We start from the raw sequence: 25526 nt of genomic DNA on the forward strand, positions 1-25526 counted from the left end.
CCCGCGAAGCGCGCGCCGACGGGATAACCGACGTCGTGCAGCTGCGTGGTCGGCAGCTGGGTGGTCATCAGCTCGATCGAGGACGCGACGAGGTCACCGAGGTCGGAGTGGGCCGCGTCGGCGGAGACGACGCGGTAGTCGAAGCTCTGCGCGCCGTTCGACGCGGTGGCGACCAGCGCCGAGCACACGACCTCGGACCCGGCCGAGATACCGAGGGATGTTCGCATGTTCATTCACCTCCCTTCGAGCGGATGATCCTGTGCGGCACGAGCACTCGCCCCTTGCGAGCGCGCTGTGTCGCCGACCATCTCGAATGGACTGCCGGTCGCCGGGTACTCGACGAACGATTCGGATTGCGGAACCGGTGCGGTCCCGTAGTCCGGATAGGTCGCGGGGACCGGCGATGGATCACGTGTGGCTAGCTCTCTGATGCAGCTCTGTGGCGCGGGTACTTCGGGTGACGCTGGTTCTTCTGTGACGCAGGGTGTTCGATGACGCCGGAACTTCGGATCACGCTGAGGTATTCGGTGACGCCGAGCGCTGTAGCGACGTACGTTCTGTGACAACCCCTGGTCTCCGACGGCACTGGTTCGTGACGAACACAGCGGTCGGACAGCGACCGTCGTCAATACTGTCACAATCCGTTATCCGAACGTTACAGTTTTCCCGATCCGATGAAAACCCCTCCGGGCGTGCGTTGGGCGTGTCGGCGACCACGCGTGTCTGTCGGAGCGCTCGCGCGAGCGAATGCGGGAAGGCCGCGCAATCTGAAATTGGCACATCCCGGCCTTGAGCGCTGGCACTCTCATGTATAGAGTGCTAGTCGGCACTGCTGAACGCGTACGGGCGGTTCTTCCGTCCGGCGCACTGTGCTTGTGCCAAGCAGTTTTGACTTCTGAGCAGGGGTCCCGGCACCCGCGACGACGGGGCTATGCGACAGGGTCAGCACCAAAACCTGATACCGATGGTCCGGAACAACAGTTGCGGACGACATCCCCTGAAAGTGGAGGGCTCAACGTGGCGAGCGTGAACATCAAGCCGCTCGAGGACAAGATCCTCGTCCAGGCCAACGAGGCCGAGACGACGACCGCCTCCGGCCTGGTCATCCCCGACACGGCGAAGGAAAAGCCGCAGGAGGGCACCGTCATCGCCGTCGGCGAAGGACGCGTCACCGACAAGGGTGACCGCATCCCGGTCGACGTCAAGGAAGGTGACACCGTCATCTACAGCAAGTACGGCGGCACCGAGATCAAGTACCAGGGCGAGGAATACCTCATCCTGTCGGCGCGCGACGTGCTGGCCGTCGTCACCAAGTGACCCGCGCTCCGCGCGGTCGTTCCGGCGTGAGCCGGGATCGAGTGGTGACGTTCCATGCTCACCCGACCGCCGGGATCGAGTCGTCATGACACTGCCCCGGTTCCCCTGAGCGGGGACCGGGGCAGAGTCGTCTCAGCTCTTAAATCCAAGGAATAGGACTTATGGCAAAGCAGATCGAGTTCGACGAGAAGGCTCGCCGGGCTCTGGAACGCGGTGTCGACAAGCTCGCCGACGCCGTCAAGGTCACCCTCGGCCCGCGCGGCCGCCACGTGGTGCTCGCGAAGGCCTTCGGCGGCCCGACCGTGACCAACGACGGTGTCACCATCGCGCGCGAGATCGACCTGGAAGATCCGTTCGAGAACCTCGGCGCGCAGCTGGTGAAGAGCGTCGCCACCAAGACCAACGATGTCGCGGGCGACGGCACCACCACCGCGACCGTGCTGGCCCAGGCGCTGGTCCGGGCCGGCCTGAAGAACGTTGCCGCGGGCGCGAATCCGATTTCGCTCGGCTCCGGCATCGCCAAAGCGGCCGACGCGGTCTCCGAGGCGCTGCTCGCCGCGGCCACCCCGGTGTCCGGCGAGAAGGCGATCGCCCAGGTCGCCACCGTGTCCTCGCGGGACGAGGAGATCGGTGAGATGGTCGGCAAGGCGCTGACCGTCGTCGGCAAGGACGGCGTCGTCACCGTCGAGGAGTCCTCGACGACGCAGACCGAGCTCGTGGTCACCGAGGGCGTGCAGTTCGACAAGGGCTACCTCTCGCCCTACTTCGTCACCGACACCGACAGCCAGCAGGCCGTGCTGGAGGATGCGCTCATCCTGCTGCACCGCGAGAAGATCAGCTCGCTGCCGGACTTCCTGCCGCTGCTGGAGAAGATCGCCGAATCCGGCAAGCCGGTGCTGATCATCGCCGAGGACGTCGAGGGCGAGGCCCTGTCCACGCTGGTGGTCAACTCCATCCGCAAGACGATCAAGGCCGTCGCCGTGAAGGCGCCGTTCTTCGGTGACCGCCGCAAGGCGTTCCTCGACGACCTGGCCGTGGTCACCGCGGGCACCGTGATCAACCCGGACCTGGGCATCACCCTGCGCGAGGCCGGCCTGGACGTGCTCGGCCAGGCGCGGCGCATCGTCGTCACCAAGGACGACACCACCATCGTCGACGGTGTCGGCACCAAAGAGGACATCGCGGCCCGTAGCGCGCAGCTGCGCCGGGAAATCGAGGCCACCGACTCCGACTGGGATCGCGAGAAGCTCGAGGAGCGCCTGGCGAAGCTGTCCGGTGGCGTCGCGGTGATCAAGGTCGGCGCGGCCACCGAGACCGCGCTCAAGGAGCGCAAGTACCGGGTCGAGGACGCGGTGAGCGCGGCCAAGGCCGCCGTCGAGGAGGGCATCGTGCCCGGTGGCGGCTCCGCGCTGGTGCAGGCGGCCGCCAAGCTGGTCGAGCTGCGCGACTCGCTCTCCGGCGACGAGGCCGTCGGCGTCGAGGTGGTGCGGACCGCACTGTCGGCGCCGCTGTTCTGGATCGCCACCAACGCGGGCGTGGACGGCTCCGTGGTGGTCAGCAAGGTCGCCGAGGGCAAGGAAGGCTTCAACGCCGCCACCCTCACCTACGGCGACCTGCTGACCGACGGTGTCGTCGACCCGGTGAAGGTGACCCGCTCGGCCGTCGTGAACGCGGCGTCGGTGGCGCGCATGATCCTCACCACCGAGAGTGCGATTGTGGACAAGCCCGCCGATGAGGCGCCCGACCACAGCCACCACGGCCACAGCCACTGAGCTGGGACCGAAACCAGAGAAGGCCCTCGGACGTCGAGTCCGGGGGCCTTCGTTTTTCCTAGATCAAGAGGCGACGGGCGGTTGTTCGGCGGCGATGGCGGCGAGCAACCTGGTGCGCAGCGTGGCAGGCGGTGGGGTCGCCGTCGCGGTGGCGAGCACGGCGAGTGCTTCTCTCGTCTGCCCGATCTCCCTGAGGAACTCCGCGCGTAGGGCGGGGTCTTCGGTGTCGAGCAGTTCTTGCACCTCATGGTGGTCTACGTCGTCGATCGATCCGAGCGCGACGGTGTGCGCGAGATCGACCTGGCGTTCGTTCATCTCACGTCACCCCCAAACTTCTTTTGAGTCGTGTCAATCCGTCCCGAATTCGGGACTTAACGGTCGGTAACCCTACTCCGAGGTAATGCGCTACCTCCGCGTAGGTCCGCCCGCCGTAGTAGGCGAGCGAGATGGCCTCCCGCTGGGTCTCGGTCAGTGTCGCGAGTCCCTCGAGGACGGCCTGTTGTTCGAGCCTTCGCTCTACCTCTTCGGTTACTTCATCGAATTCGTTACCGAGCACCCGTATTCCGTAGGCGACCTCGCGTTGGGTGTGCGCCTGCTCGGCGCGAACCCGGTCCACCGCGCGCCGATGGGCGAGCGTCATCAACCACGTCACGGCCGACCCCTTGTCAGCGTCGAAACTGGCTGCGGTGCGCCAGATTTGCAGGTAGACCTCCTGCGTCGTCTCCTCGGCGTAGCCGGGGTCGTGCAGCACGCGCAGCACCAGACCGAAGACGCGCGCGGACGTCCGGTCATATAGCTCGGCAAAGGCTTCCTGGTCGGACTCGCCGCAACGATGTAGCAGGAGGGCGAGTTCGATGCTCTCGGCGGCGCGGGCCGTAACCGCAGAATCCACACCGGGTGGGAAGGCATCTCTTCGGAACGAGTCGCCCTCTGCGGCCGGCTGCCGCGTTGTCACAACGCTCCATTCTGTGTCATCGGTCACCACCGTAGCGTGCCGCTATAACCTCCTTTCGGCTGGGGTGTCGGCAAACCACCTGTGGCCCAGCGACTTTGCGGAAAACTTCGACACGCCAGGTGGCTCTAACAAGAGACACGCCGTGACACGCCGATAGCTAACCGCGAAACGCAGGGCTCGACAGGGTGTGCGGCTTCGGGTGGTCGCCGCCGCAGGCGGGGCGGTGGTGACCGCGTATCGCCTGCCGGTTGTTTGCTAGGGATTCGGCGCACCGCGCCGTATGGATGGGAAGAATTTCAACTAAACCGCCATCCGGCGCCGATTGCGCCGGGCATGCATCTCGCGTTCGGTCTCGGACATGCCGCCCCAGATGCCGTAGGGCTCGCTGACCTTCAGTGCGTGACTGCGGCACTGCATCAGCACCGGGCAGGCCCGGCAGATCTCTTTGGCGCGCATCTCGCGCGCGGTACGGGCTCGGCCACGTTCGCCGTCGGGATGGAAGAACACGGCCGAGTCCTGCCCGCGGCAGGACCCTCGCATCTGCCAATCCCAGACATCGGCGTTCGGCCCGGGGAGGTGGGTCGGCATGGGCATTGTGTGAACTCCTCGTGGTGCGAGCTCGTCAGCGTTGTCGAGCAGTTGTTCTGCAAAGTGTGGTAGGCCACGGCGCTGTGTCGGCGGGTGCCCCTGTGCTCGCCCGTTGCGGTCGCTGCAATTTCGCGCGGCGCCGACCGTGGCGATGAGCTACGTTAGGTCCAGCCGCGAAATTCCGTCAATAGTTCGGCGCAGTAGTTTCCCAAATCTTAGGCTGCGAAATTTAACCTCCGAGCTGTTTACTTTTCGCATTGGTTCCGGCGATACTGATCGGTTGACCAGTGGCCGATGGCTCGGCCCTGCTCCGAAGCAGGACGTATTTCCGCTGGTAGACCCTATTTTCAGGGGCATCGGCTCGGTCAGAGTCCATTGGCCGCCGGGTGGGGGTGGTCACAGTGCCGCACGACGGCATGTGCTGCGAGCAGATCCGAGATGGCGGAAACGGGGCGCAGAGGTTAATTGCGCGAAACGCGTGTGAATTCCGATCGTGAGCGCTCGGGGATTGCCGGGACGAGATTTACCTGATGGAAACATCGCAAAGTGTTGGAAATGCTGAGTGGTTGCCGGTTGGTGGGCTCAGGTCTTTCTCCCGGCCATCTCCTGCGCACCCCGGCTAGAGTTTCGGCCGTGTTCGTACCTGCTCCGCTCGGAGATACCCGATTCGAGATCCTCGCTGAGAGTGCCTTCGGCGCGTGCCCGGGCCGCGCCGCTGCCGAGTTGCCGACGGCGCCCGACGCGCTCGGATCCTGGTATCGAGCGGTGATTCTCGGCGGCCAGGGTCGTTATGCCGCGGCCCGTGCCGAATTGCGCATCGTCCGCGCCCGCAGCACCGATCCGGTGCTGCTTTCGCTGGCCGCGAGCACCGAGGGTTCGCTGCTGCGTCAGCTCGGCTGGCACGCTCGCGCTGCCGCTTGCGACGGGCGGGCCGCGGCCTTGGTCTCGGCGCGAGCGCTGGGTGACCGCGCGGTGGATGCCGTCCGCCCCGAGCTGCCGTTCGAGCGCGGCGACGCGATCAGTGACGCGCTGACCGGTCTCGCGGCCGACGCGCTCGGCATCGGGCGGGTGGCGTTGGCCTGGCGGCTGCTCGCGCGTGGCGAGGCGGTGCGGCCCGCGGCCGAGCTCGGCTGGCGGCCGGCCATCCGCCGACAGTGGGTCAGCGCCGAAACCGCGCTTGCCGCAGGCACTGTCGAGCCCGCGACCGAACATGCGGCGGCGGCGCTCGAGCTCGCCGAGCGCGCGCCGTCGGTGCGGCATCTGGTCAAATCCCGGTTGCTGGTCGCCGCGGCGGCCGCGGCGGCGGACGACCATGACCGGTNAGCCGTGCGGCGACGGGGGGTGAGCGCGGACCCGGAGCTTGGCGCGGGCACTGTCGAGCCCGCGACCGAACGTGCGGCGGCGGCGATCGAGCTGGGCGGGCGCGCGCCGTCGGTGGGGCAGCTGGTGAACTCCCGGTTGCAGGTCGCCGCGGCGGCCGCGGCGGCGGACGACCATGACCGGTCGCGCGAGCTCGCCGGGCAGGTTGCCGAACAGTGCCGCGAACACGGTCTGCTGCCGCTGCGCTGGGCGAGCGCGATGCTGCGTGCGGGGCTGGCCGTGCCGGGCGCCGCCGCGGAGGCCGAGCACTGTGCCGCGACCATCGTTCGACGTGGCGGCCGGTTCCGGCCGAGCACGGCGGGGTAGCGGACCGTAGGGCGTTAAGCCCGGCTGCATCAGGTTGCGCGGTGCCCATGGTTCCAACGGTGACCGTGTTGCCTTGTTCCGGGCGCTGTATCGCTATTGTTAGTTCCGTTCCGCCGCTTCGGCGGAAGCACTGGTCATCACGACCGTGCCACTTGTAACGCCGGGAATCTCTCTGACGATGACGAACATGGGCGAAGAGTTGGACCTCGCCGTCGCTGCGGCTGCGCAGGGCGACAGATCCGCTTTAGCTCAGGTACTGGAGATGATCCGCCCGCTCGTGGTGCGTTATTGCCGCGCGCGGATCGGAGCCGCGGAGCGTGGGCAGCTCTCCGCGGATGATGTTGCGCAGGAGGTCTGTCTGGCTGTGATGACCGCCTTGCCCAGGTATCAAGACCAGGGCAGGCCCTTCATGGCCTTCGTTTACGGAATCGCTTCGCACAAGGTCGCCGACGCCCATCGCAATGCCGCCCGTAACAAGGCGGAGGCAATGGCCGAAGTACCAGATGTCATATCCACCGACCATGGTCCGGAACAACGAGCTCTCGAATCGGAGACGAGCAGGCAGATGAACCGTCTGCTCGCGACACTCCCCGAAAAACATCGAGAGATCTTGATCCTGCGATTGGTCATGGGTTTGTCAGCCGAAGAAACCGCAGTCGCCGTGGGCAGTACGGCGGGGGCGATACGAGTGGCCCAGCACAGGGCACTCGCGAAACTCAAGTCTCAAGTGGCGAGGGCAGGTGAAATGTATGGCTAGGGATGGCGAGCGCGGTCGGGGTGACTGGAAAGCGCGGCTTGGATCGCGAAACAGCGGTCCCTACGCCGACGCGTCCGGAGACACCGGCCCGGTCGATATCGCCGCGGTACGCCGCGACGATGCGTTGATCGACGCCATCGCAAGCGATGGCCCGGTACGGACCGACAGCGCGGAGGAATATCAACTCGCGGCCATGCTCGCGGATTGGCGGGCCGAGATCATCGCACCGCCGATGACCGCGGCGCCGGATCTGGATGCGATCGTTGCCGCGGTGAACCAGGAGATCGGCGCCCGTCAGGTGCGCGTCGGCGCACAGGGCAGTGGTGGCCGGCTGCGGCTGGTTCGCCCGCTGCTCGGCGCCGCGGCGGCACTCGCCCTGGTCTTCGGCGGCGTGACGGCGTTCTCCTACAACTCCGAGCCCGGCGATCCGCTGTGGAACCTCAAGGAGGTCGTCTTCAATCAGGCGGCCCAGAGCACCGTGGCGCAGCGGGCAGACACCGATCTGAACGAAGCGGCGAAGCTGATCACGCAGAACCCGGTGCAGGCCAAGGAACGCCTGGAGCAGGCGCGGGTGAACGCCGATCAGGTCGACAGCCCCGCAAAGCACGACGAGTTGATGCTGGAGTGGAAGCGACTCGTCAGCCAATTGCGTGCCATGGGGTACAACGACCTGGCCGATCAGCTGGACCAGGGCACCTCGACGAAGCCGAGCGACCCGGCGGCGACCAGCACCAACGCCAAGCCGAAGCCGGTCCCGCCGGTCGACACCACGTTGCCGCCGGTGCAGCAGACGAAGCCGGCCGATCCGAGCGACCAGCCGACCGACCCCACCGATCCGCCCACCCCGACCAACGACAAGCCGACTCTGCCGCCGACGGTGACCACACCGCCGCCGACGGTGGAGCCGACCGTCACCCAGCCGCCGCCGACCACCGTGGCCGAACCGACGGCGGTTCAGCCGACCTCGGACAACGGCGGCGCGCCGACTCGGGTACCGACGCAAGGCAATCCGGGCACCACGTTCGTCGTACCCACCGGGTCCGGCGGCGCGGGGACCACCAGTTAGCCGACGGCGCCGGCAACCACCGAGAAACTTTCGAACAGGACGCGAACCGATTGCCAACGGGCAGTCGGTTTTCTGTTTGTCCGGGTGTCACGCCCCCGTGACGGTGCGGTGAAAATCACAGCGTTGTATGCCGCGGTGCGCGAGCCCCGAAGGGCGACGCGTCATCGGTTCGGTGGCTCGAACCTCAGTTGTCGAATCCGTCGAATCCGTCGCCGTGGAAGGCCTCGTTCATCGAGGCATCCGCGTATCCCCGGCAGTAGTCCCAGGTGACATACGCTTCCGGCGTCGGATCGTAGGCGGGCTCGTGCGGGCGCACGGTGCCGTCGACCAACAGTTGAAGTAGGTTGGCGCGCAACATGTCCCAGTCGTGGTAGTGATCCTGCCGACAATCTTCGCAGCTGACCACGAGTCCGCGGATACCGCGGTGCGCTAGTAGCGCCTCGTAGACAGCGAGGTCGGCGAGATCTTCCTCGACCGCAAGGCGCTCGTGGGGATCCAGCGGCTCACCGGGCTCGATGGCGTCGAGCGCGGCGGACGGGTCGGAGGGGTCTCCGGCGAACGGATCCGGCGGCAAGCCAGGTGGTAGATGGTCACGCACATCCCCACGGTACGCAGAACAGGGTGGTCTGCGCCAGCTATGTAGGCCGCAAGTTTCGCCGGTGGGCTCACTTCGTCGATGAGTTTGCGGGACAGATACCATGGTGTCAGGCCCCGGCGAGCACCCGACACGATTCCCGGAGCCACCAGTCCATCCCATCAACTGCGCGCGGCGCCGGTGACCCCGGCGTCGGTCGCTGTCGACGTCCAGGAGGGGTCGATCCGAATGAGTAATCCCGTATCGGGCGAACGCACCGCTGTCCGCCCATCTACGGGTGGTGACGATCCGAACAAGATCGCCATGCTCGGCCTCACATTCGACGATGTGCTGTTGCTGCCCGCCGCCTCGGATCTCATCCCCAGCTCTGTGGAGACCTCCAGCCAGCTGACCAGGGACATCCGGCTGCGGACCCCGCTGGTCAGTTCGGCCATGGACACGGTGACCGAGGCGCGGATGGCCATCTCGATGGCCAGGGCGGGCGGCATGGGTGTGCTGCACCGCAACCTGGCCGCCGCCGATCAGGCCGCCCAGGTGGAGACCGTGAAGCGGTCCGAGGCCGGCATGGTGACCGACCCGGTGACCTGCCGCCCGAACGACACCCTCGCCGAGGTCGACGCCATGTGCGCCCGCTTCCGCATCTCCGGTCTGCCGGTGGTGGACGAGGTCGGCAGCCTTGTGGGCATCATCACCAACCGCGACATGCGCTTCGAGGTCGACCAGAACCGCCGGGTCGAAGAGGTGATGACCAAGGCGCCGCTGATCACCGCGCAGGAAGGCGTGACCGCGGAGGCCGCGCTCGGCCTGCTGCGCAGGCACAAGATCGAGAAGCTGCCGATCGTCGACGGCAACGGCAAGCTGCGCGGGCTCATCACCGTCAAGGACTTCGTCAAGACCGATCAGTACCCGAACGCCACCAAGGACCGCGACGGCCGCCTGCTGGTCGGTGCCGCGGTCGGCGTCGGCGACGACGCCTGGTCGCGCGCCATGACGCTGTCCGACGCGGGCGTCGACGTGCTCATCGTCGATACCGCGCACGGCCACCAGGCGCAGGTGCTGCAGATGGTCACCAAGGTCAAGGCCGAGGTCGGCGACCGGATCCAGATCGTCGGCGGCAACGTGGCGACCCGGGCCGGTGCGGCCGCGCTGGTCGAGGCGGGCGCGGACGCGGTGAAGGGGGGCGTCGGTCCCGGCTCCATCTGCACCACCCGTGTGGTCGCCGGTGTCGGCGCGCCGCAGATCACCGCCATCCTCGAGGCCGTCGCCGCGTGCAAGCCCGCCGGTGTCCCGGTGATCGCCGACGGCGGCATCCAGTTCTCCGGCGACATCGCCAAGGCGATCGCGGCCGGCGCGTCCACCGTGATGCTCGGCTCGCTGCTCGCAGGCACCGCCGAGTCGCCCGGTGAGCTGATCCTGGTAGGCGGCAAGCAGTTCAAGAGTTACCGCGGCATGGGTTCGCTCGGCGCGATGCAGGGCCGCGGCCAGGCCAAGTCCTTCTCCAAGGACCGCTACTTCCAGGACGACGTGCTGGCCGAGGACAAGCTGGTGCCCGAGGGCATCGAGGGCCGGGTGCCGTTCCGCGGCCCGGTCAACCAGGTCATCCACCAGCTCGTCGGCGGCCTGCGCGCGGCCATGGGCTACACCGGCTCCCAGTCCATCGCGCACCTGCAGGAAGCCCAGTTCGTGCAGATCACCGCGGCGGGCCTCAAAGAGAGCCACCCGCACGACATCACGATGACCGTCGAGGCCCCTAACTACACTGGTCGCGGCTAGCCCGCATGATGGTCCTGCACGAGACCGAAAGGTCCGTGCGGGACCAGACCTGCTCGGGATAGGGCCTACGGCACACGAAGCCGAAGGCCCGTGCCCGGACCAGCCCGCCGACACCCGGCCCCGACCGCGCACGCGACGAGCTGCCACCCGCCGACGGTTAGCCTGAGCCGCAGCCTCCCGTCACGAGCACGGCCACCACAGCGCGAGTCTTACGAGCGCCGTTCGTGGCCCGTCGCGCGTCCGAGTGGCCGAAGCGCATGCGCCGCAGGCGCGAGTCTCGGACGCTCGGACGCGCGACACCCGGGGGCCACGAACACGCCGCGCCCGCGCGGCCAATAGATAGGAGACAGACGTGCGCGACATGGTCGAGATCGGCATGGGCCGGACCGCCCGGCGTACCTACGAGCTGGACGATGTCGACATCGTTCCTTCGCGCCGGACCCGCTCGTCGAAGCAGGTGTCGCTGTCGTGGCAGCTCGACGCCTACCGTTTCGAGATCCCGTTCCTGACCCATCCCACCGACGCGCTGGTGTCGCCGGAGTTCGCCATCGAGCTCGGGCGGCTCGGCGGGCTCGGCGTGATCAACGGTGAGGGGCTGTGGGCCAGGCACGCGGATGTCGCCGCGAAGATCGATCAGCTGCTGGAGCTCGTCGGTAAGGGCGGCTACGAGCGTGCTGTCTCGTTGTTGCAGGAGCTGCATGCCGCGCCGATGCAGCCGGAGTTGCTCGCTGCCGCTGTCGCGCAGGTGAAGGCGGCCGGTGTGACGGTGGCGGTCCGGGTGAGCCCGCAGAACGCCCGTGCGCTCACGCCCGCGCTGGTGCAGGCCGGGGTCGACCTGCTCGTGGTGCACGGCACCATCATCTCCGCCGAGCATGTCGGCGACGGAGAACCGTTGAACCTCAAGACCTTCATCGCCGAGCTGGACGTGCCCGTGGTCGCGGGCGGGGTCAGCGATCATCGGACCGCGCTGCACCTGATGCGTACCGGCGCGGCGGGTGTCATCGTCGGTTACGGTTCGTTCCCCGGCGCGACGACCACCCGCGAGGTGCTCGGTATCGGCGTGCCGATGGCCACCGCGATCGCCGATGCCGCGGCTGCGCGCCGTGATTACCTCGACGAGACCGGCGGGCGCTACGTGCACGTCATCGCCGACGGTGACATCGAAACCTCCGGCCAGCTCGCCAAGGCGATCGCCTGTGGTGCGGATGCCGCGATGCTCGGCGTGCCGCTGGCGCTGGCCGCCGAGGCGCCCGGGCGCGGCTGGTACTGGCCGTCCGCCGCCGCGCACCCCTCGGTGCCGCGTGGTTCGCTGCTCGGCGTCGAATGGGAGCTGGAGGAGGGCACCGGCGACGCGGTGCGCCCCAGCCTGGAGCAGGTGCTGTTCGGGCCCTCGGACGACCCGTTCGGCTCGCTGAATCTGGTTGGCGGGCTCCGTCGTTCGATGGCGAAGGCGGGTTACTCCGACCTCAAGGAGTTCCAGAAGGTCGGGCTCAGCGTCCGCGCGTGAGCCTTACCGGGCGTGCGAGGGTGTGATTCGCTCGCGCAGGAACTGCCGCATGGCGACGTTCACCGGCTCGGGGTGCGTCATGGTGACCGCGAGCCGGGCGCCCGCGATCTCGACGTAGCTGGCGCCGGTGAGCCCCTCCGTCAGCTGCTTGGCCCGGTCGGGCGGGATGCCGCTGTCGGTGGCGTGGATCACCAAGGCGGGGCAGGTGATTTCGGACAATCGCTCCAGCACCGAGTCCCGGCTGAGCAGGCAGCCCGCCGCGACCTCGATGCCGCGGCAGTCGCGCAGCATCCAGCGGGTGGTCCAGATGGTCCGGTACCACTTGTCGTCGCCGATCAGCCAGGACGCCAGCTGATTTGCCGCCTGCTGGCGGGAGCCGTCGTCGTACCACTGCTCGAGGAACTGCTGGGTGGCGTCGGACTGTTCGGGTGTCGGGCCGTTGGCCTCGGTGCTGATCAGGATCAGCGCCGACACCCGTTCCGGCGCGATGAGCGCGGTGCGCAGCGCGGTGAAGCCGCCCTGGGCGGTGCCGCCGACCACGGCACGTTCGGCGCCGAGGTGGTCGAGCACGGTCAGCGCGTCGCGGGCCGCGGTCCAGTAGGTGAACGGCAGGCCCTCGTCCCTGGTGCGGCCGTGGCCGCGGGCGTCCCACGAGACGATCCGGAATTCCGGTGCCAGAGCGGCCATCTGAGCCGCGAACATCGTCCGGTCCATGAAGAATTCATGTGCTAGCAGCACCACCGGGCCGCTCCCGCCGCTGTCCTCGTAGTGGATGTCGGCGTCGATCGCGCGGGCGAATGGCACGAGCACGAGGATAGCCAGCGGCGCGGGGGCGGGTGGGGCGATTTGCTGGCTCGCCTTTTTGCTTGCTGGAGCTGGGCTCGACGTCGGTGCTGTGCCGATGGCTCGGGCCCAAAGCGTGCTCACTAAACTGTGGCCGTGGCAGATACACAGAGACCGGTCCTCGTCGTCGACTTCGGCGCGCAATACGCACAGCTGATCGCCCGGCGGGTCCGCGAATCGAGTGTGTTCTCCGAGGTGATTCCGCACACCACCACCGTCGAGGAGATCGCCGAGAAGCAGCCGCTCGCGGTGATCCTGTCCGGCGGCCCGTCCAGCGTGTATGCCGAGGGCGCACCACAATTGGACGCGCGGCTGTTCGATCTCGACGTGCCGGTCTTCGGCATCTGCTACGGCTTCCAGGCGATGGCGCAGGCGTTGGGCGGCACGGTCGCGCACACCGGCACCCGTGAGTACGGCCGCACCGAGATCAATATCGACGGCGGCGTGCTGCACGGCGGACTGCCCACCCTGCAGCCGGTCTGGATGAGCCACGGCGACGCGGTCACCGACGCGCCCGAGGGTTTCGAGGTCACCGGCACCACCGCGGGCGCACCGGTCGCCGCGTTCGAGAACCGCGCGCGCCGCCTGGCCGGCGTGCAGTACCACCCCGAGGTCCTGCACTCGCCGCACGGACAGCAGGTGCTCAGCCGCTTCCTGCACGAGATCGCGGGCATCCGCGCCACCTGGACCCCGGCCAATATCGCCGACTCGCTGATCACCGCGGTCCGCGAGCAGGTCGGCGACGGGCACGCGATCTGCGGGCTGTCCGGCGGTGTCGACTCCGCGGTGGCCGCCGCGCTGGTGCAGCGAGCCATCGGCGATCGACTGACCTGTGTGTTCGTCGACCACGGCCTGCTGCGGGCGGGGGAGCGCGAGCAGGTGCAGCAGGACTTCGTCGCCGCGACCGGTGCCAAGCTGGTCACCGTCGACGCGGTCGAGAAGTTTCTGGGTGAGCTGAAGGGCGTCACCGACCCGGAGGAGAAGCGCAAGGTCATCGGGCGCGAGTTCATCCGGTCCTTCGAAGACGCGGTCTCCGAGGTCGTCGTCGAGCAGGGCGGCGGCACCGTGCCGAAGGTCGAATTCCTGGTGCAGGGCACGCTTTACCCGGACGTCGTCGAGTCCGGCGGTGGCAGCGGCACCGCGAACATCAAGAGCCACCACAATGTCGGCGGCCTGCCGGACGACCTGGAATTCGAATTGGTCGAGCCGCTGCGTCTGCTGTTCAAGGACGAGGTGCGCGCGGTCGGCCGCGAGCTCGGGCTGCCCGAGGAGATCGTCGGCCGCCAGCCGTTCCCCGGACCCGGTCTCGCCATCCGCATCGTCGGCGAGGNCGAATTGGTCGAGCCGCTGCGTCTGCTGTTCAAGGACGAGGTGCGCGCGGTCGGCCGCGAGCTCGGGCTGCCCGAGGAGATCGTCGGCCGCCAGCCGTTCCCCGGACCCGGTCTCGCCATCCGCATCGTCGGCGAGGTCACCGAGGACCGGCTCGTCACGCTGCGCCAGGCCGACGCCATCGCGCGCGAGGAGCTCACCGCGGCGGGGCTGGATCGGCAGATCTGGCAGTGTCCCGTGGTGCTGCTCGCGGACGTGCGCAGCGTCGGCGTGCAAGGCGACGGCCGCACCTACGGTCACCCGATCGTGCTGCGCCCGGTGTCCAGCGAGGACGCGATGACCGCCGACTGGACTCGGCTGCCTTACGAGGTGCTCGAGCGGATCTCCACTCGGATCACCAATGAGGTGCCGGAGGTCAACCGGGTCGTCCTCGATGTGACCAGCAAGCCGCCGGGCACCATCGAATGGGAGTGAATCCCTGCTAACGCAACAAGAATGGCCCGTCCGATGGACGGGCCATTCTTTGTTTCGCCTCGATCAGCCGCGTTTGCGCGGGGAGACCACCAGCACGATGCCGACGATGATGGCGGCGAGCACCACGATCCAGCCGACCGGGACCACGCTGGTCGTCGGCCACGACGACGGGCCGACGAAGGCCCAGGCGCTCACGCCGAGGGCGAGCAGTCCGACGATCAGCAGTGAGGCGGAGGGGCCGCGGCGGGCCTCGGTGGATTCATTGGACTTGTCAGCCACGGTGCACCTCCGCGTTTCCGGCTCGGACATTGATATTCAGATCGAGCACGGGCGCACCCTCGGTGGTCGGGCCGGTCAGGCCGTTGACGCACTGGACCTCACCCATGGTCTGGGTGCACTGGGTGTCGACCTTCATGTTGTTCGGCAGCCACACCTGGAAGTCGCCCATCCGGACCTCGACATCGACGGTGCGGTTCTCGGTGAGGTTCAGCCGGCGCAGATCCAGCGTGCCCGATCCCATGTTGACGGTGTAGTGCGACTGCAACTCGCTGACCGTGGTCGGTGTCCAGTCGTGTTGGCCCATCGCGCCGCGGTCGAAGTCGATCGGTCCGATCGCCGAGGCGAGCAGGACGAATCCGGCCAGCGGAGCGGTCAGCACCAGCAGGCCGTACCCGCGTCGCAGGAACGCGCCGAGGACCAGGCCGAGCCCGATCACCGCCAAGGCGGCCGCCGCGATCCGGCCGGGCGTCATCCACTCGACACCCGAGGCGGCCAGTGCGCCCGCACCGGCGGCGGCGAGAATGGCCAGGCCGAGCACCACCGGCGTCAGCCGGGAGCGTGGCCGCCGCGGCGGCGGCGCGACGATGGTGCGCACCGGGGTCGGCTCGGGCAGATCCCAGGCGAGTGGGGCGACGCCGAGCGGATCCCAGGATGGCGGGGTCGTGCGGCCGAGGGTGGCCGGGGTCGGCGGCTTCAGCACGGCGGAGGTGTCGGCGCCGGACGATCGCAGGGTGCTGCTCGGTGCCTCCTTGCTGAGCGACGGAGTGTCGGTGTCGGCCCGGCCGGGCGCGGCGGAAGCCGTTGGGCCTGCGGCAGTTCCAGGGTCGATGACCTCGGTGGTGTTGCCGCCCTTGTCGAGTCGGACAGTGTCCGGTGTCGCGTCGTATCCGCCTGGTGCGTCACCCTTTTCGGACCGGGTCGCGGAATCGCTTGCCGCAGAGCCTTGATCGCTCGCCTCTCGCTTACGCAGCAGGTCCGTGTCGGCCTCGTGCACCTGGCCGGTGTCGCTCACCTGGTGCGGCAGCACGGTTTCGGTGCTCGACGTTTCCGGTACATAGGCGTCCGGCAGCTTGGTGTACGGCGTGTACACGCTGGTCGGCGGCGCATAGACGTCGCTGGTAGTGCGCGGCGCGCCCTGCGGGAAGACCGCACCGGGGTAGCCGGTCGCCATGATCCCGTTGTCCGCGATGTACCCGCTGAACTCACTGGTGGTCCCCGGCGGTGGCTCCGGATTGCGCAGGTGCATCATCCACCAGCCGGCCAGCATCAACGCCATGCTGATCAGTCCCGACCCGCCGAGGCCGACCCCGACCGGGCCCATCGTGCTCACCGCGATGGCGAGCGCGACGATCAATACGATCGTTTTGGTCTGCGACTGCGAGCTGTGCCCCTTGCCGACCAGCGACTCCGCCGCCGACGACTCGTCACCGGCGGCGCTGAACAGCAGCCAGGCCAGCAGATAGAGCACGACTCCGGAGCCGCCGAAGATCGCGGACACCACGAAGGCCACCCGCACCAGTACCGGATCGACGTTGTACCGCTGCGCGAACCCGGCCGCCACGCCGGCGATCGGTCCCTGCCGAGGCAATCGCGCCGGGCGCGTACGCCAGATCTGCTGGAGCTGATCCCCGAAGCTCGTTTTCGTCATGGTTCCCATAGTGTGCCTGACCAGCACATCCGCACATCGGGGATAACCCTGAAGAATTTACTGATCCTTTTGGACTCGCCCGGTCAGGTCGTCATCCGGGCACAGGCAGAAGATCAGGGGGATTCCTGATGGCTAGCTGTCGGCGGATCGTGCCACTATCGAATGCATGTACCCGTCTGCGCCCTCGTTCGACACCCGAGGGTTCGATACCACGCGGGGGTTCGAGGCCGCGCGCGGTTTCGGGCCCGCGCCGGTGTTCGATCCCGGGCCGCCGCCGCACGCCCGGATGGTGCGGCGTTCGGGCGGCCGGATCATCGGCGGCGTGGCGGGCGGCATCGCCGATCACCTCGGCGTCGACGTGTTCAAGGTCCGGATGGCGTTCGTGCTGCTCGCCGCGGCCGGGGCGGGCTTCGTCGCGTACGGGTTGCTGTGGATCTTCACGCCCGGCGGCTCCGATGTAGCGAAGGCGCCCGGTTCCGAGCGACGGCAGGCCATCGGTCTCGCCATGCTCGGGATCGGTCTCGCCATCGGGGTGTCTTGGCTGTTCAGCGGCACCGCGGCGAGCGTGATCGCGCCCATCATCGTGGTCGCCATCGGTGCGGCGCTGGTGTGGCGGGAGTACGACGCCGACGGCCCCAGGTCGCTGCTCGGTCTGCCCGCGCGCCCCTCGGTGGTGACGTGGGCGCGCATCGTGGCGGGCGGCACGCTGATCGTGGCCGGGCTCGGGGTGGTGGTGCTGGCCAGGATCGATCTGAGCTCGCTCGGGTCCGCGCTGATAGCGGTGGCCGTCACGCTGGTCGGCGCCGGGCTGCTCACGGTTCCGCTGTGGCTGCGGATGATGCGGGCGCTGAACGCCGAACGCTCCGCGCGCATCCGCAATGAAGAGCGCGAGGAGATCGCCTCACACCTGCACGATTCGGTGCTGCAGACGCTGGCCCTGATCCAGCGCCAGGCCGGTGACCCGCAGGAGGTGGTGCGGCTGGCCCGCAGCCAGGAGCGGGAACTGCGCAAATGGTTGTTCGAGGATGCCGGTCCGGCGCAGTCGAGCCTGGCCGCCGCGCTGCGCACCATCGCGGGCGAGGTGGAGGATCAGCACGGCGTGAAGGTGACCCCGGTGACCGTCGGTGATGTGTCGATGGATATCGGCGAGACCGGTTCCGGCCTGCCCAAGGAACATTTCACCGCGCTGCTCGGTGCCACCAGGGAGGCACTGGTCAATGCCGCCAAACACGCGGGCGTCCCGGAGATCGACCTGTTCGCCGAGACCGAACCGCACCAGGTGAGCATTTTCGTGCGCGACCGCGGCGCCGGTTTCGACACCACCGCCGTGCCGCAGGACCGGCAGGGTCTGGCGAAATCCGTCCGCGGCCGGATCGAACGCCGCGGCGGCCAGGTGGAGATCCTGTCCACTCCCGGTCGCGGCACCGAGGTGCGAATCATGATGCCGCGCACGGATTCCGGTGAGCCGGAGCACCCGGCGGCGGAAGCGGCCGAGGCGGCCGTCGACCCAGAGCAGGTGCCGGTTCATCCCGGGCAGTGACCGTTGTTTGCAGTGAGTTCGGTCGACTCACGGCCATATGTGGTACCGATGGGGTGTGGGCGGCCCGTGGGCGGCCCGCGCGCCAGGGTGGGTCGATCCACCGACAGTTGAGGAGAAGCAGGGTGGCCGTGCGGGTCTTTCTTGTTGATGATCACGCAGTGTTCCGGTCGGGTGTGCGGGCGGAGTTGAGCCGAGAGACCGACATGGAAGTGGTCGGTGAGGCCGGGGGAGTCGCCGAGGCGATCGCCGGGATCAAGGCGACCAAGCCGGATGTCGTGCTGCTCGACGTGCATATGCCTGATGGTGGTGGCGTCGCGGTGCTCGCGGGTATCGAAGAGGGACCGGTGTGTCTGGCGCTCAGCGTCTCCGATGCCGCCGAGGACGTGATCGCGGTGATTCGCGCGGGTGCGAGAGGGTATGTGACCAAGACGATTTCGGGCGCCGAACTGGCCGATGGTATCCGCCGGGTGTCCGGCGGCGACGCGGTGTTCAGCCCGCGGCTGGCCGGGTTCGTGCTCGACTCGTTCACCGGCAAATCGCAGGTGCCCGAGCCACCGCTGGACCCGGAGCTCGATTCGCTGACCCCGCGGGAACTGGAGGTGCTGCGGCTGCTCGCGCGCGGCTACACCTACCGCGAGATCGCCGAAAACCTGTTCATCTCGGTGAAGACCGTGGAAACCCACGCGTCCAATGTGCTGCGCAAAACCCAGCAGTCGAACCGGAATGCGTTGACCCGCTGGGCCCATCACCGGCGCATCGACTGATCTGCGCCGGGATTACATCACCGCGATGATGACGGCGATGATGATGACCAGACCGATCAGCAGTCCGATGGCGATGGCCAGCGGCGCGTTGCTGGCCTGCGGTGTTTTGGTCCGCTGCGGCGCGGGGGCCGCGGCAGCAGCGCCCACCGGGGCGCGGTGCGGGCGCGGCAGCGGGGTCGAGTGCGGACTGCGCAGGCCGGACGCCGAATTGCGCGCCGCCCACGCCGGAATGGTGCCGTCCTCGGTACGCACCGGCGCGCCGATGATGTAGGGCCCGGTCCCGGGACCGAAAGCCGCGGTGAGGATTTCATCCCTGGCCTCGGCCATCGTCGGCCGGCGCTGCGGCGCGGGCTCGAGCATGTGCAGCAGTGCGTCGGTGAGCATTCCGCTGCGCGTCGGCGGAATGATCTGCGCCATGGCCGCGCGATGCACCAGCACATCGCTGTCCTCGTCGAGACCGAACGGCGGCTGCCCCTCGATCGCGGTGTACAGCGTGGCGCCGAGGGAGAATACGTCGCTGGCCGTGGTCGGCTGCGCGCCGCGGGCCACCTCCGGCGGCAGGTAGGCGGGGGTGCCGCCGATCACACCGTCGGGATCGTCGGAGTGCTCGCCCGCGCCGCGCGAGATGCCGAAGTCACTGAGCTTGGCCATGCCGACGATCGGACCGCGGTCGGCGACAAGGATATTGCCGGGTTTGATGTCGCGGTGCGTGATGCCCGCCGCGTGCGCGGCGGCCAGTGCGTCGGCGACCTGCGCGCCGATCTGCGCCACCTCGATCGGGGGCAGCGTGTCCACCAGCGCGAGCGCCTTGGCCACGTTGCGCGAGGGTAAGTGCTCCATCACCAGCCAGGGCTCGCCCGCCTCGAGCACCACGTCGTACACGGCGATCGCGTGCTCGTGCGAGAGCTTGGCCGCGACCCGGCCCTCGTGCATGATCTGGCTGCGGATCTCGTTGGCCTCTGCTTCCGGCAGCCCGGCCGTCGAGAGGACCTGTTTGATGGCGACGTCCCGGTCGAGCAGCCGGTCGTGCGCGAGCCACACCGCGCCCATGCCACCGCCACCCAGCTTCGACTGCAGCCGGTAGCGGCCGGCAACCAGATAGTCGGGGCCGACAATGGGACGAGCGCGTTCGGTCACGGTGCGAGGGTAGCGGAAAACAAGGTGCCCTACGGAGTTTGCTGACACGAACCGCGCCCTGGTTTTTGCCGACCTCGAACGCCGGTGCCGCCCTTGGTAGTCGATCTGTCTGCCGCCTCGTGGGTCGTGGTCGGCGGCCGTCGTCACTGTGACATCCGCTCGCGGGCGGGTCCTGACTCGCTGCCGCGATAACGACTGCGTACAGACCGAGCCGCGGTTTACAACGGCATCATTTCGAAATCGCGGGCGCGGGGGTGGGCTCTTGACGGAACCCGGGGGTCGGTTTCTACTGAGCAGATATCGAACGTATATTCGATACGGATCGATAGCTGAATCGGTGCTGACCCCTGTATCTGGGGGTTCGTTCCGTGGCGTCGCCTCGGGTCCATCGTGGGAAGTAGGTGGTAGAGATGGGTTCGGATGCGAAATCGCAGGAGGGGGCACAACCGCAGGCGGTGCCGCGCGGGATAGCTCGGGAGAGCCCGCCCACGGTGGCTGAGCTGCGCAGAAGAATGGCGGCGATACCCGGTCGCGGCGAAGCGGCGGCCGAGCGTATTCCGCTGGACGCCGAACTGCGCCGGGAGTCGCTCGCGGTGCCGCCCGCGCTCGCCGCGCTGTTGCCCGGTGGTGGCCTGACGAAGGGGTCGGTCGTGTCCTACACGGGCGCCCGGTCGCTGCTGGCCGGCCTGCTCGCCGCGGTGACCGAGGACGGTGGGCACGCCGCGGTGGTCGGGGTGCCCCGGCTCGGCCTGCTCGCCGCGGTGGAGATGGGCGCGCAGCTGGAGCGGCTGGCTGTGATCCCCGATCCGGGCCCGGACCCGGTGGAGGTGGCCGCCGTCCTGCTCGACGGCCTCGACCTGGTGGTGCTCGGCCTCGGCGGTACCGCCGTCGCCCCGGCGCGCACCCGGGTGATCGCCGCACGCGCCCGCAGCAAGGGCGCCACTCTGGTGGTCACCGACGGCCGCTGGCCCGGCGCCGCCCTGCACCTCGACGCGCGCATCGCCGGTTACTCGGGCCTCGGGCACGGCCGCGGCCGCCTGCACTCCCTCGGTCTCGAGGTCGAGGTGCGCGGCAAAGCGGGCCCGCCCCGGCGCGGCCGCCTCGACCTCCGTTCGAACGCCGGCCGGGTCGAGTGGGCGGCGCACGAAACACCTACGCGCACCGCCGCACCGGTCGACGCCAGGGAAGCGGCGTCGTGAGGGCCGAGGTGCTTGCCTCGGCTACCTCGAGCGGCGCGGCACCGAGCTCGGCGGGCCTGCCGATCGATGCGGCCGCAGGCGGCGGAGCCGATATGCGCGGTGCGGCACCGTGATCCTGCCCAGCCGAGCGAAGGGCGCGGCGCGGGTGTTGGCGCTGTGGTGCCCGGATTGGCCCGCGGTCGCCGCCGCCGCGGTGGCTGGGCTGCCCGCGAACCAGCCGGTGGCCGTGCTCTTCGCCAACCGGGTGATCGCGTGTTCGGCGATCGCGCGCGCCGACGGGGTGCGGCGCGGGCTGAAGCGGCGGGAGGCGCAGGCGAAGTGTCCCGATCTGTTTCTGGCGCAGGCGGATCCGGATCGGGACGCGCGGTTGTTCGAGCCGGTGGTGGCGGCCGTGGACGCGACGGTGCCCGGGGTGGAGGTGCTGCGGCCAGGGCTACTGGTGCTCGGCGCGCGCGGTGCCGCCCGGTTCTTCGGTTCCGAGGAGACGGCGGCCGAGCGGCTCGTCGACGCGGCGGCCGCCACCGGGGTGGAGGCGCAGATCGGCATCGCCGACGAGTTGTCCACGGCGGTGATCGCCGCCCGGCGCGGCGCGATCGTGCCCGTCGGGGCGGGTGCGCGGTTCCTCGCGCCGATGCCGGTGCGTGAGCTCGCGGTCGAGCCGAGCCTGGCCGCGCCGGAGCGCGACGACTTGGTGGATCTGTTGCACCGCTTGGGTTTACGCCGCATCGGTGATTTCGCCGCGCTGTCGCCCGCCGAGGTCGCCTCGCGGTTCGGCGCCGACGCCGTGCTGGCGCACCGGTGTGCGCAGGCCCAGCCGGAGCGCCCACCCTCCGCGCGGCAGCCACCCAAGGATCTGACGGTGCAGTATCCCTGCGACCCGCCGATCGAACGGGTCGACGCCGCCGCCTTCGCGGGCCGCATGCTCGCCGCCCAACTGCACGCCGAGCTGTCGAACGCGGGCCTGGCCTGCACCCGATTATCGATCTTCGCGGAAACCGATGCGGGGGAGGAACTTTCGCGGATCTGGCGGTGTGCCGAACCGCTGACCCCGGACGGCACCGCCGACCGGGTGCGCTGGCAGTTGGACGGCTGGCTCACCCGGCGCGACCGGCCCACCGCGCCGATCACCCTGCTGCGCCTGGAACCGGTCGAGGTGGTGGCGGCGGGTGCGCTGCAGCTCGGGCTGTGGGGTGGTGTCGGCGAGGAAGAAGAGCGGGCCCGGCGCGCGCTGGTCCGGGTGCAGGGTCTGCTCGGTGGCGAAGCGGTGCGGGTCGGCGTGCTCAGCGGCGGCCGCGGGCCCGTCGAGCGCATCACGCTGGTCGCGCTCGGTGACGAACCCGTGCCCGCCGCCGACCCGGCCCAGCCGTGGCCGGGCCGGTTACCCGAGCCCGCCCCCGCGCTGCTTCTGCTCAATCGGCCGCAGGTCCGGCTGGAAGCGGTGGACGGCACGCCGATCCAGGTCACCGAACGTGCCCTGTTCAGCGCCGACCCGGCCCGCCTGCACTGGGGCAGCAGGCAGTGGCGGCTGACCGCCTGGGCGGGGCCGTGGCCGGTGGACGAACGCTGGTGGGTGCCGGAGCCGACCGAGAACGCCGACGCCCCAATCACTTTCACCGCACGCGCGCAGGTCCAGCTGGACGGTGCGCCGCCCGACGTCCGGGTGCTACTGCTCGTCTACCACGACGAGATCTGGCGCGCCGAAGGACTTTACGACTGAGCGGGCCGCGACCACACCGTCGCCATGGTGAAGGGCTGCCCGCGCAGGTCCCGCCACTTCGGCTTGGCCGCGAGCCAGGTGTCGTCGATCAGCGTCTCGGTGAGTTCGGCGAGCACCCAGCCCGCGTCCAGCGCCGCCGTCACATGCTCACTGAGCAGGTGCAGGTTCGTGCTGATCGCCACCGGCTCGCCACCCTGGGGCGTGTAGTGCGTCGGCATCCCGGTGGTCATCATGAATTGCGGGTGGAAGCTGACCAGGACGCACAGCGCGCCGGGCGCGGCCAGCCGCCACGCCTCGGCGTAGAACGGCGCCAACTCGGGCAGGTGCTCATCGATCAGCGAGGCGATCACCAGGTCGTAGCTGCCGTCGGCCAGCCCGGTGGCGCGCACGTCCGCCTGGGTGAGCGTGGTGTGGGCCCCGCGTGCCGCGGCCCGCTCCAGCATGCCCGCGCTCACATCGACACCGTCGATATGGGACACCCCCTGCGTGCGCAGCCAGGCGCCGGTCCGCCCCGTCCCGCACCCCAGGTCGGCGGCGCGGCCTATCCGTGGCCACTCCGGACGCCGCAGCCGGGCCAGCAGCGCGAGATCCATCTCGTCCATGACGGTCTGCTCGTAGGTCGGCGCCCATCCGTCGTAGCCGGTGGCCACATCGACGGTGCGGTAGTTTCGGCGGTCGTAATCCGCGAATGACGGCATGCGCGGAGTATTTCGCGGCTCCTCGGGATTCGCCAGGCAATTTCGGGTGCCGCACGTGATCCGTGCGACAAGTCGCAGGTCGGAAGCGGACAACCCCAGTACTCTCGAAGATCGTGGATCTCGCGGTAACCAGACTGGCCTTCGGTGACGTGCGGATCGCCTACCGGGATTCGGGGGCGACCGCGGCTGCCGACGTGCCCGTGGTCCTGGTGCACGGCATGGGCGGGGACGGGCACACCTGGGACCGGTTCGCCCGTGCGCTGGTGCAGGCGGGCCGCCGGGTCATCATTCCCGACCTGCGTGGCCACGGCCGCAGCTCACACACCGACTCGTACCGGTTCGACGAATTCGGCGCAGATGTACTGAAACTGTGCGACCGGCTGGAACTGTCCACGGTTGATCTGGTCGGCCATTCGCTGGGTGGCTACGCCGTCTCCTGCGTCGCGCAGGAGCGCCCGGAGCTGGTGCGCCGCCTGGTCATCGAGGAGTGCCCGCTGCCGTTGCAGTCCGGCGCCGAAGAACTGCGGCTGACCCGCCGTTTCCCGACCGTGCCCGAGCTGTGGCACGCCACGAGCAGCCTGGCCAGGCATCCGCGCGCGGTGCTGGCCTTCGACCGGTCCATGACCAGGACCGCGTTGGAGCAGTTCCGCAAGCCGAACCCGGAGTGGTGGGACCGGCTCTGCGACATCACCGCGCGCACACTGGTGCTGCGCGGCGGCCCCGGCGGCATGGTCGATCCGGCGAAGCTGGCGCTCATGCGCGCCGCCATCGCCGACTGCACGGTCACCGCCTTCGCCTGCGGTCACAGCATCCACCGCGACCGCTACCGCGACTTCGCGGCCGCCGTTCATCCTTTCCTCGCGGCGTGAACACCGGTTTCGAGGGGATGCTCTGCTCCGCCGCCGCGGCGCAAACCCCGCTGGCCGGCAGCGCCACCGAGGTGACCGGCTGGTTGTGCATCGAACATCCCGGCGCCTGGGGTCGCGATGTGATCGGCGACGAGGTGCTCGGCCCGGAGATCACGCCCGAGCTGGCGGTGCGGACCGCCGCCGCGCACGTGCGCCCGACCTTGATCCGGCGCCCTGGCCGTAATGAATTCACCGGCACCCGAACGGTTTTGATCGCCAGCTCGCGTCCGGCGGGGTCCTGGTGTGAGCGTTTCGAGATCACCGATCTGAAGCAGCTACTCGATGTCGACCTGACTCTGCTGGCCGGTCCGCCGCCCGGAATCGGTGTGCCCGTTGCCGAACCGCTGGTGCTGGTGTGCGCGCACGGCAAACGCGACCAGTGCTGTGCGCTGCTCGGCCGCCCGATCGCCGCGGAACTCGCGACGAAATACCCTGGGCAGGTGTGGGAGTGCTCGCACACCGGCGGTCACCGCTTCGCGCCCGCCTTGGTGCTGCTGCCGTCCGGGCTCACCTACGGGCGGCTCGATGCCGCCTCCGCCGCGGAGATGGTCGAAGCTGCCCGGCGCGGCGCGGTCTCGAACACCGGCCTGCGTGGCCGCAGCTGCTACTCGCCGGTCGGACAGGTCGCGGAAGTCGCGGTGCGCGAACAGATTTCCGCCGCCGTCGACGATCTCACGGTCACCCTCGACAACGACACCGCCGCGCTGGTCACCCACCGCGACGGCCGTCGCTGGCGGGTTACCGTGCGCACCATTGCTTTTCCGGCACGTCAACCCAGCTGCAACGCCGCTCCCAAGGCGGTGACCGCCCTCGCGGTGGACACGATTCAGGCCTTGCCCGTCGGCTGACCGCGACACCACTGAGCATCCACTTGGCCGGTGCCGCAACGATGTCCCGTTCGGTGCCGAACCGCCGCAGCTCGCTGCTCTGCTCGGGCGACCTGGTACGGCGAGCCTGACATCACCGGGCTCACT

21 protein-coding genes and 3 pseudogenes are annotated in these 25526 nt (G+C 69.0%); 14 read left to right on the forward strand and 10 right to left on the reverse strand.

Translation table 11 applies throughout. The features are described 5' to 3' along the window. Positions 1 to 227 (reverse strand): annotated as a pseudogene (locus tag DBO33_RS43865) (Hsp70 family protein); the annotation flags it as partial. Positions 228 to 1017: 790 nt separating this feature from the next. Between DBO33_RS43865 and groES the strand changes: the two are divergent. Both groES and groL read left to right on the forward strand, forming a co-directional pair. After that, positions 1018 to 1317 carry a co-chaperone GroES gene (groES, locus tag DBO33_RS06760; protein ID WP_014981824.1) on the forward strand — a complete coding sequence of 100 codons (300 nt, stop codon included), beginning with the start codon at positions 1018 to 1020 and terminating at the stop codon, positions 1315 to 1317. 161 nt (positions 1318 to 1478) lie between these two features. After that, positions 1479 to 3089 (forward strand): chaperonin GroEL, encoded by a 1611-nt coding sequence (gene groL, locus DBO33_RS06765; protein WP_107654254.1) that lies wholly within the window; start codon positions 1479 to 1481, stop codon positions 3087 to 3089. Between the two features lie 63 nt (positions 3090 to 3152). Here groL and DBO33_RS06770 read toward each other — a convergent pair whose 3' ends face one another. The 3 genes from DBO33_RS06770 to DBO33_RS06780 all read right to left on the reverse strand — a co-directional run bounded on the left by DBO33_RS06770 (position 3153) and on the right by DBO33_RS06780 (position 4638). Continuing rightward, positions 3153 to 3404, reverse strand: a complete 252-nt coding sequence (locus DBO33_RS06770; protein ID WP_107654255.1) for an RskA family anti-sigma factor — start codon at positions 3402 to 3404, stop codon at positions 3153 to 3155. A gap of 1 nt (position 3405) precedes the next feature. Next, entirely contained in the window at positions 3406 to 3981 is a 576-nt protein-coding gene (locus DBO33_RS06775) for a sigma-70 family RNA polymerase sigma factor (RefSeq protein ID WP_107654256.1), read from the reverse strand. A 363-nt stretch (positions 3982 to 4344) separates the two neighbouring features. Then, positions 4345 to 4638, reverse strand: a complete 294-nt coding sequence (locus DBO33_RS06780) for a WhiB family transcriptional regulator (RefSeq protein WP_014981828.1) — start codon at positions 4636 to 4638, stop codon at positions 4345 to 4347. Between the two features lie 1858 nt (positions 4639 to 6496). On the opposite strand from DBO33_RS06780, the gene DBO33_RS06790 reads away from it, so the two are divergent. After that, positions 6497 to 7075 (forward strand): sigma-70 family RNA polymerase sigma factor, encoded by a 579-nt coding sequence (locus DBO33_RS06790; RefSeq protein ID WP_107654257.1) that lies wholly within the window; start codon positions 6497 to 6499, stop codon positions 7073 to 7075. Continuing rightward, entirely contained in the window at positions 7068 to 8141 is a 1074-nt protein-coding gene (locus tag DBO33_RS06795) for an anti-sigma-D factor RsdA (RefSeq protein ID WP_107654258.1), read from the forward strand. The genes DBO33_RS06790 and DBO33_RS06795 overlap by 8 nt, the downstream gene beginning before the upstream one ends. Positions 8142 to 8325: 184 nt before the next feature. Here DBO33_RS06795 and DBO33_RS06800 read toward each other — a convergent pair whose 3' ends face one another. After that, on the reverse strand, positions 8326 to 8739 hold the full coding sequence (locus DBO33_RS06800; protein ID WP_022567296.1) for a DUF5319 domain-containing protein: 414 nt from the start codon (positions 8737 to 8739) through the stop codon (positions 8326 to 8328). A 225-nt stretch (positions 8740 to 8964) separates the two neighbouring features. Here DBO33_RS06800 and guaB point away from each other — a divergent pair, with 225 nt between their 5' ends. After that, complete coding sequence (gene guaB, locus DBO33_RS06805) at positions 8965 to 10509, forward strand: IMP dehydrogenase (RefSeq protein ID WP_107654259.1); 1545 nt, start codon at positions 8965 to 8967, stop codon at positions 10507 to 10509. 352 nt (positions 10510 to 10861) lie between these two features. Next, entirely contained in the window at positions 10862 to 12016 is a 1155-nt protein-coding gene (locus DBO33_RS06810; protein ID WP_107654260.1) for a GuaB3 family IMP dehydrogenase-related protein, read from the forward strand. A gap of 3 nt (positions 12017 to 12019) precedes the next feature. Here the strand turns inward: DBO33_RS06810 and DBO33_RS06815 are convergent, their stop codons facing one another. After that, positions 12020 to 12820: an alpha/beta fold hydrolase gene (locus DBO33_RS06815; protein ID WP_107660035.1), complete on the reverse strand. Its 801-nt coding sequence runs from the start codon at positions 12818 to 12820 to the stop codon at positions 12020 to 12022. 135 nt (positions 12821 to 12955) lie between these two features. On the opposite strand from DBO33_RS06815, the pseudogene guaA reads away from it, so the two are divergent. Beyond that, a pseudogene (gene guaA, locus DBO33_RS06820) lies at positions 12956 to 14176 on the forward strand (glutamine-hydrolyzing GMP synthase); the annotation flags it as partial. Between the two features lie 9 nt (positions 14177 to 14185). After that, positions 14186 to 14662, forward strand: a pseudogene (locus DBO33_RS44660) (GMP synthase (glutamine-hydrolyzing)); the annotation flags it as partial. Positions 14663 to 14725: 63 nt separating this feature from the next. Here DBO33_RS44660 and DBO33_RS06830 read toward each other — a convergent pair. After that, positions 14726 to 14941 carry a hypothetical protein gene (locus DBO33_RS06830; RefSeq protein WP_107654261.1) on the reverse strand — a complete coding sequence of 72 codons (216 nt, stop codon included), beginning with the start codon at positions 14939 to 14941 and terminating at the stop codon, positions 14726 to 14728. Further along, positions 14934 to 16589, reverse strand: coding sequence for a PspC domain-containing protein (locus DBO33_RS06835; RefSeq protein WP_325050699.1), 1656 nt, complete (start codon positions 16587 to 16589; stop codon positions 14934 to 14936). The genes DBO33_RS06830 and DBO33_RS06835 overlap by 8 nt, the downstream gene beginning before the upstream one ends. A 166-nt stretch (positions 16590 to 16755) precedes the next feature. Between DBO33_RS06835 and DBO33_RS06840 the strand changes: the two genes are divergently transcribed. Both DBO33_RS06840 and DBO33_RS06845 read left to right on the forward strand, forming a co-directional pair. After that, positions 16756 to 18129 carry an ATP-binding protein gene (locus DBO33_RS06840; protein WP_407670489.1) on the forward strand — a complete coding sequence of 458 codons (1374 nt, stop codon included), beginning with the start codon at positions 16756 to 16758 and terminating at the stop codon, positions 18127 to 18129. 128 nt (positions 18130 to 18257) lie between these two features. Then, positions 18258 to 18893 (forward strand): response regulator, encoded by a 636-nt coding sequence (locus DBO33_RS06845; protein WP_107660037.1) that lies wholly within the window; start codon positions 18258 to 18260, stop codon positions 18891 to 18893. A 12-nt stretch (positions 18894 to 18905) separates the two neighbouring features. On the opposite strand, the gene DBO33_RS06850 is transcribed toward DBO33_RS06845, so the two are convergent. Next, positions 18906 to 20030 (reverse strand): serine/threonine-protein kinase, encoded by a 1125-nt coding sequence (locus DBO33_RS06850; protein ID WP_107654263.1) that lies wholly within the window; start codon positions 20028 to 20030, stop codon positions 18906 to 18908. Between the two features lie 410 nt (positions 20031 to 20440). Between DBO33_RS06850 and DBO33_RS06855 the strand changes: the two genes are divergently transcribed. Together DBO33_RS06855 and DBO33_RS06860 are read left to right on the forward strand one after the other, a co-directional pair. Next, positions 20441 to 21229, forward strand: coding sequence for a hypothetical protein (locus DBO33_RS06855; protein WP_107654264.1), 789 nt, complete (start codon positions 20441 to 20443; stop codon positions 21227 to 21229). 109 nt (positions 21230 to 21338) lie between these two features. Further along, entirely contained in the window at positions 21339 to 22946 is a 1608-nt protein-coding gene (locus DBO33_RS06860) for a Y-family DNA polymerase (protein WP_407670490.1), read from the forward strand. Here DBO33_RS06860 and DBO33_RS06865 read toward each other — a convergent pair. After that, the gene (locus tag DBO33_RS06865; protein ID WP_107654265.1) at positions 22937 to 23644 is read right to left on the reverse strand and encodes a class I SAM-dependent DNA methyltransferase; all 708 of its coding nucleotides are present in this window, start codon (positions 23642 to 23644) and stop codon (positions 22937 to 22939) included. The two genes, DBO33_RS06860 and DBO33_RS06865, sit on opposite strands and share 10 nt — an antisense overlap. 113 nt (positions 23645 to 23757) lie before the next feature. Here DBO33_RS06865 and DBO33_RS06870 point away from each other — a divergent pair, with 113 nt between their 5' ends. Further along, entirely contained in the window at positions 23758 to 24513 is a 756-nt protein-coding gene (locus DBO33_RS06870; protein WP_107654266.1) for an alpha/beta fold hydrolase, read from the forward strand. Between the two features lie 17 nt (positions 24514 to 24530). Continuing rightward, the gene (locus tag DBO33_RS06875) at positions 24531 to 25400 is read left to right on the forward strand and encodes a sucrase ferredoxin (protein ID WP_107660039.1); all 870 of its coding nucleotides are present in this window, start codon (positions 24531 to 24533) and stop codon (positions 25398 to 25400) included. Positions 25401 to 25526 lie beyond the last annotated feature (126 nt).

It is taken from the genome of Nocardia suismassiliense (assembly GCF_900269665.1).
Lineage (GTDB): Bacteria > Actinomycetota > Actinomycetes > Mycobacteriales > Mycobacteriaceae > Nocardia > Nocardia suismassiliense.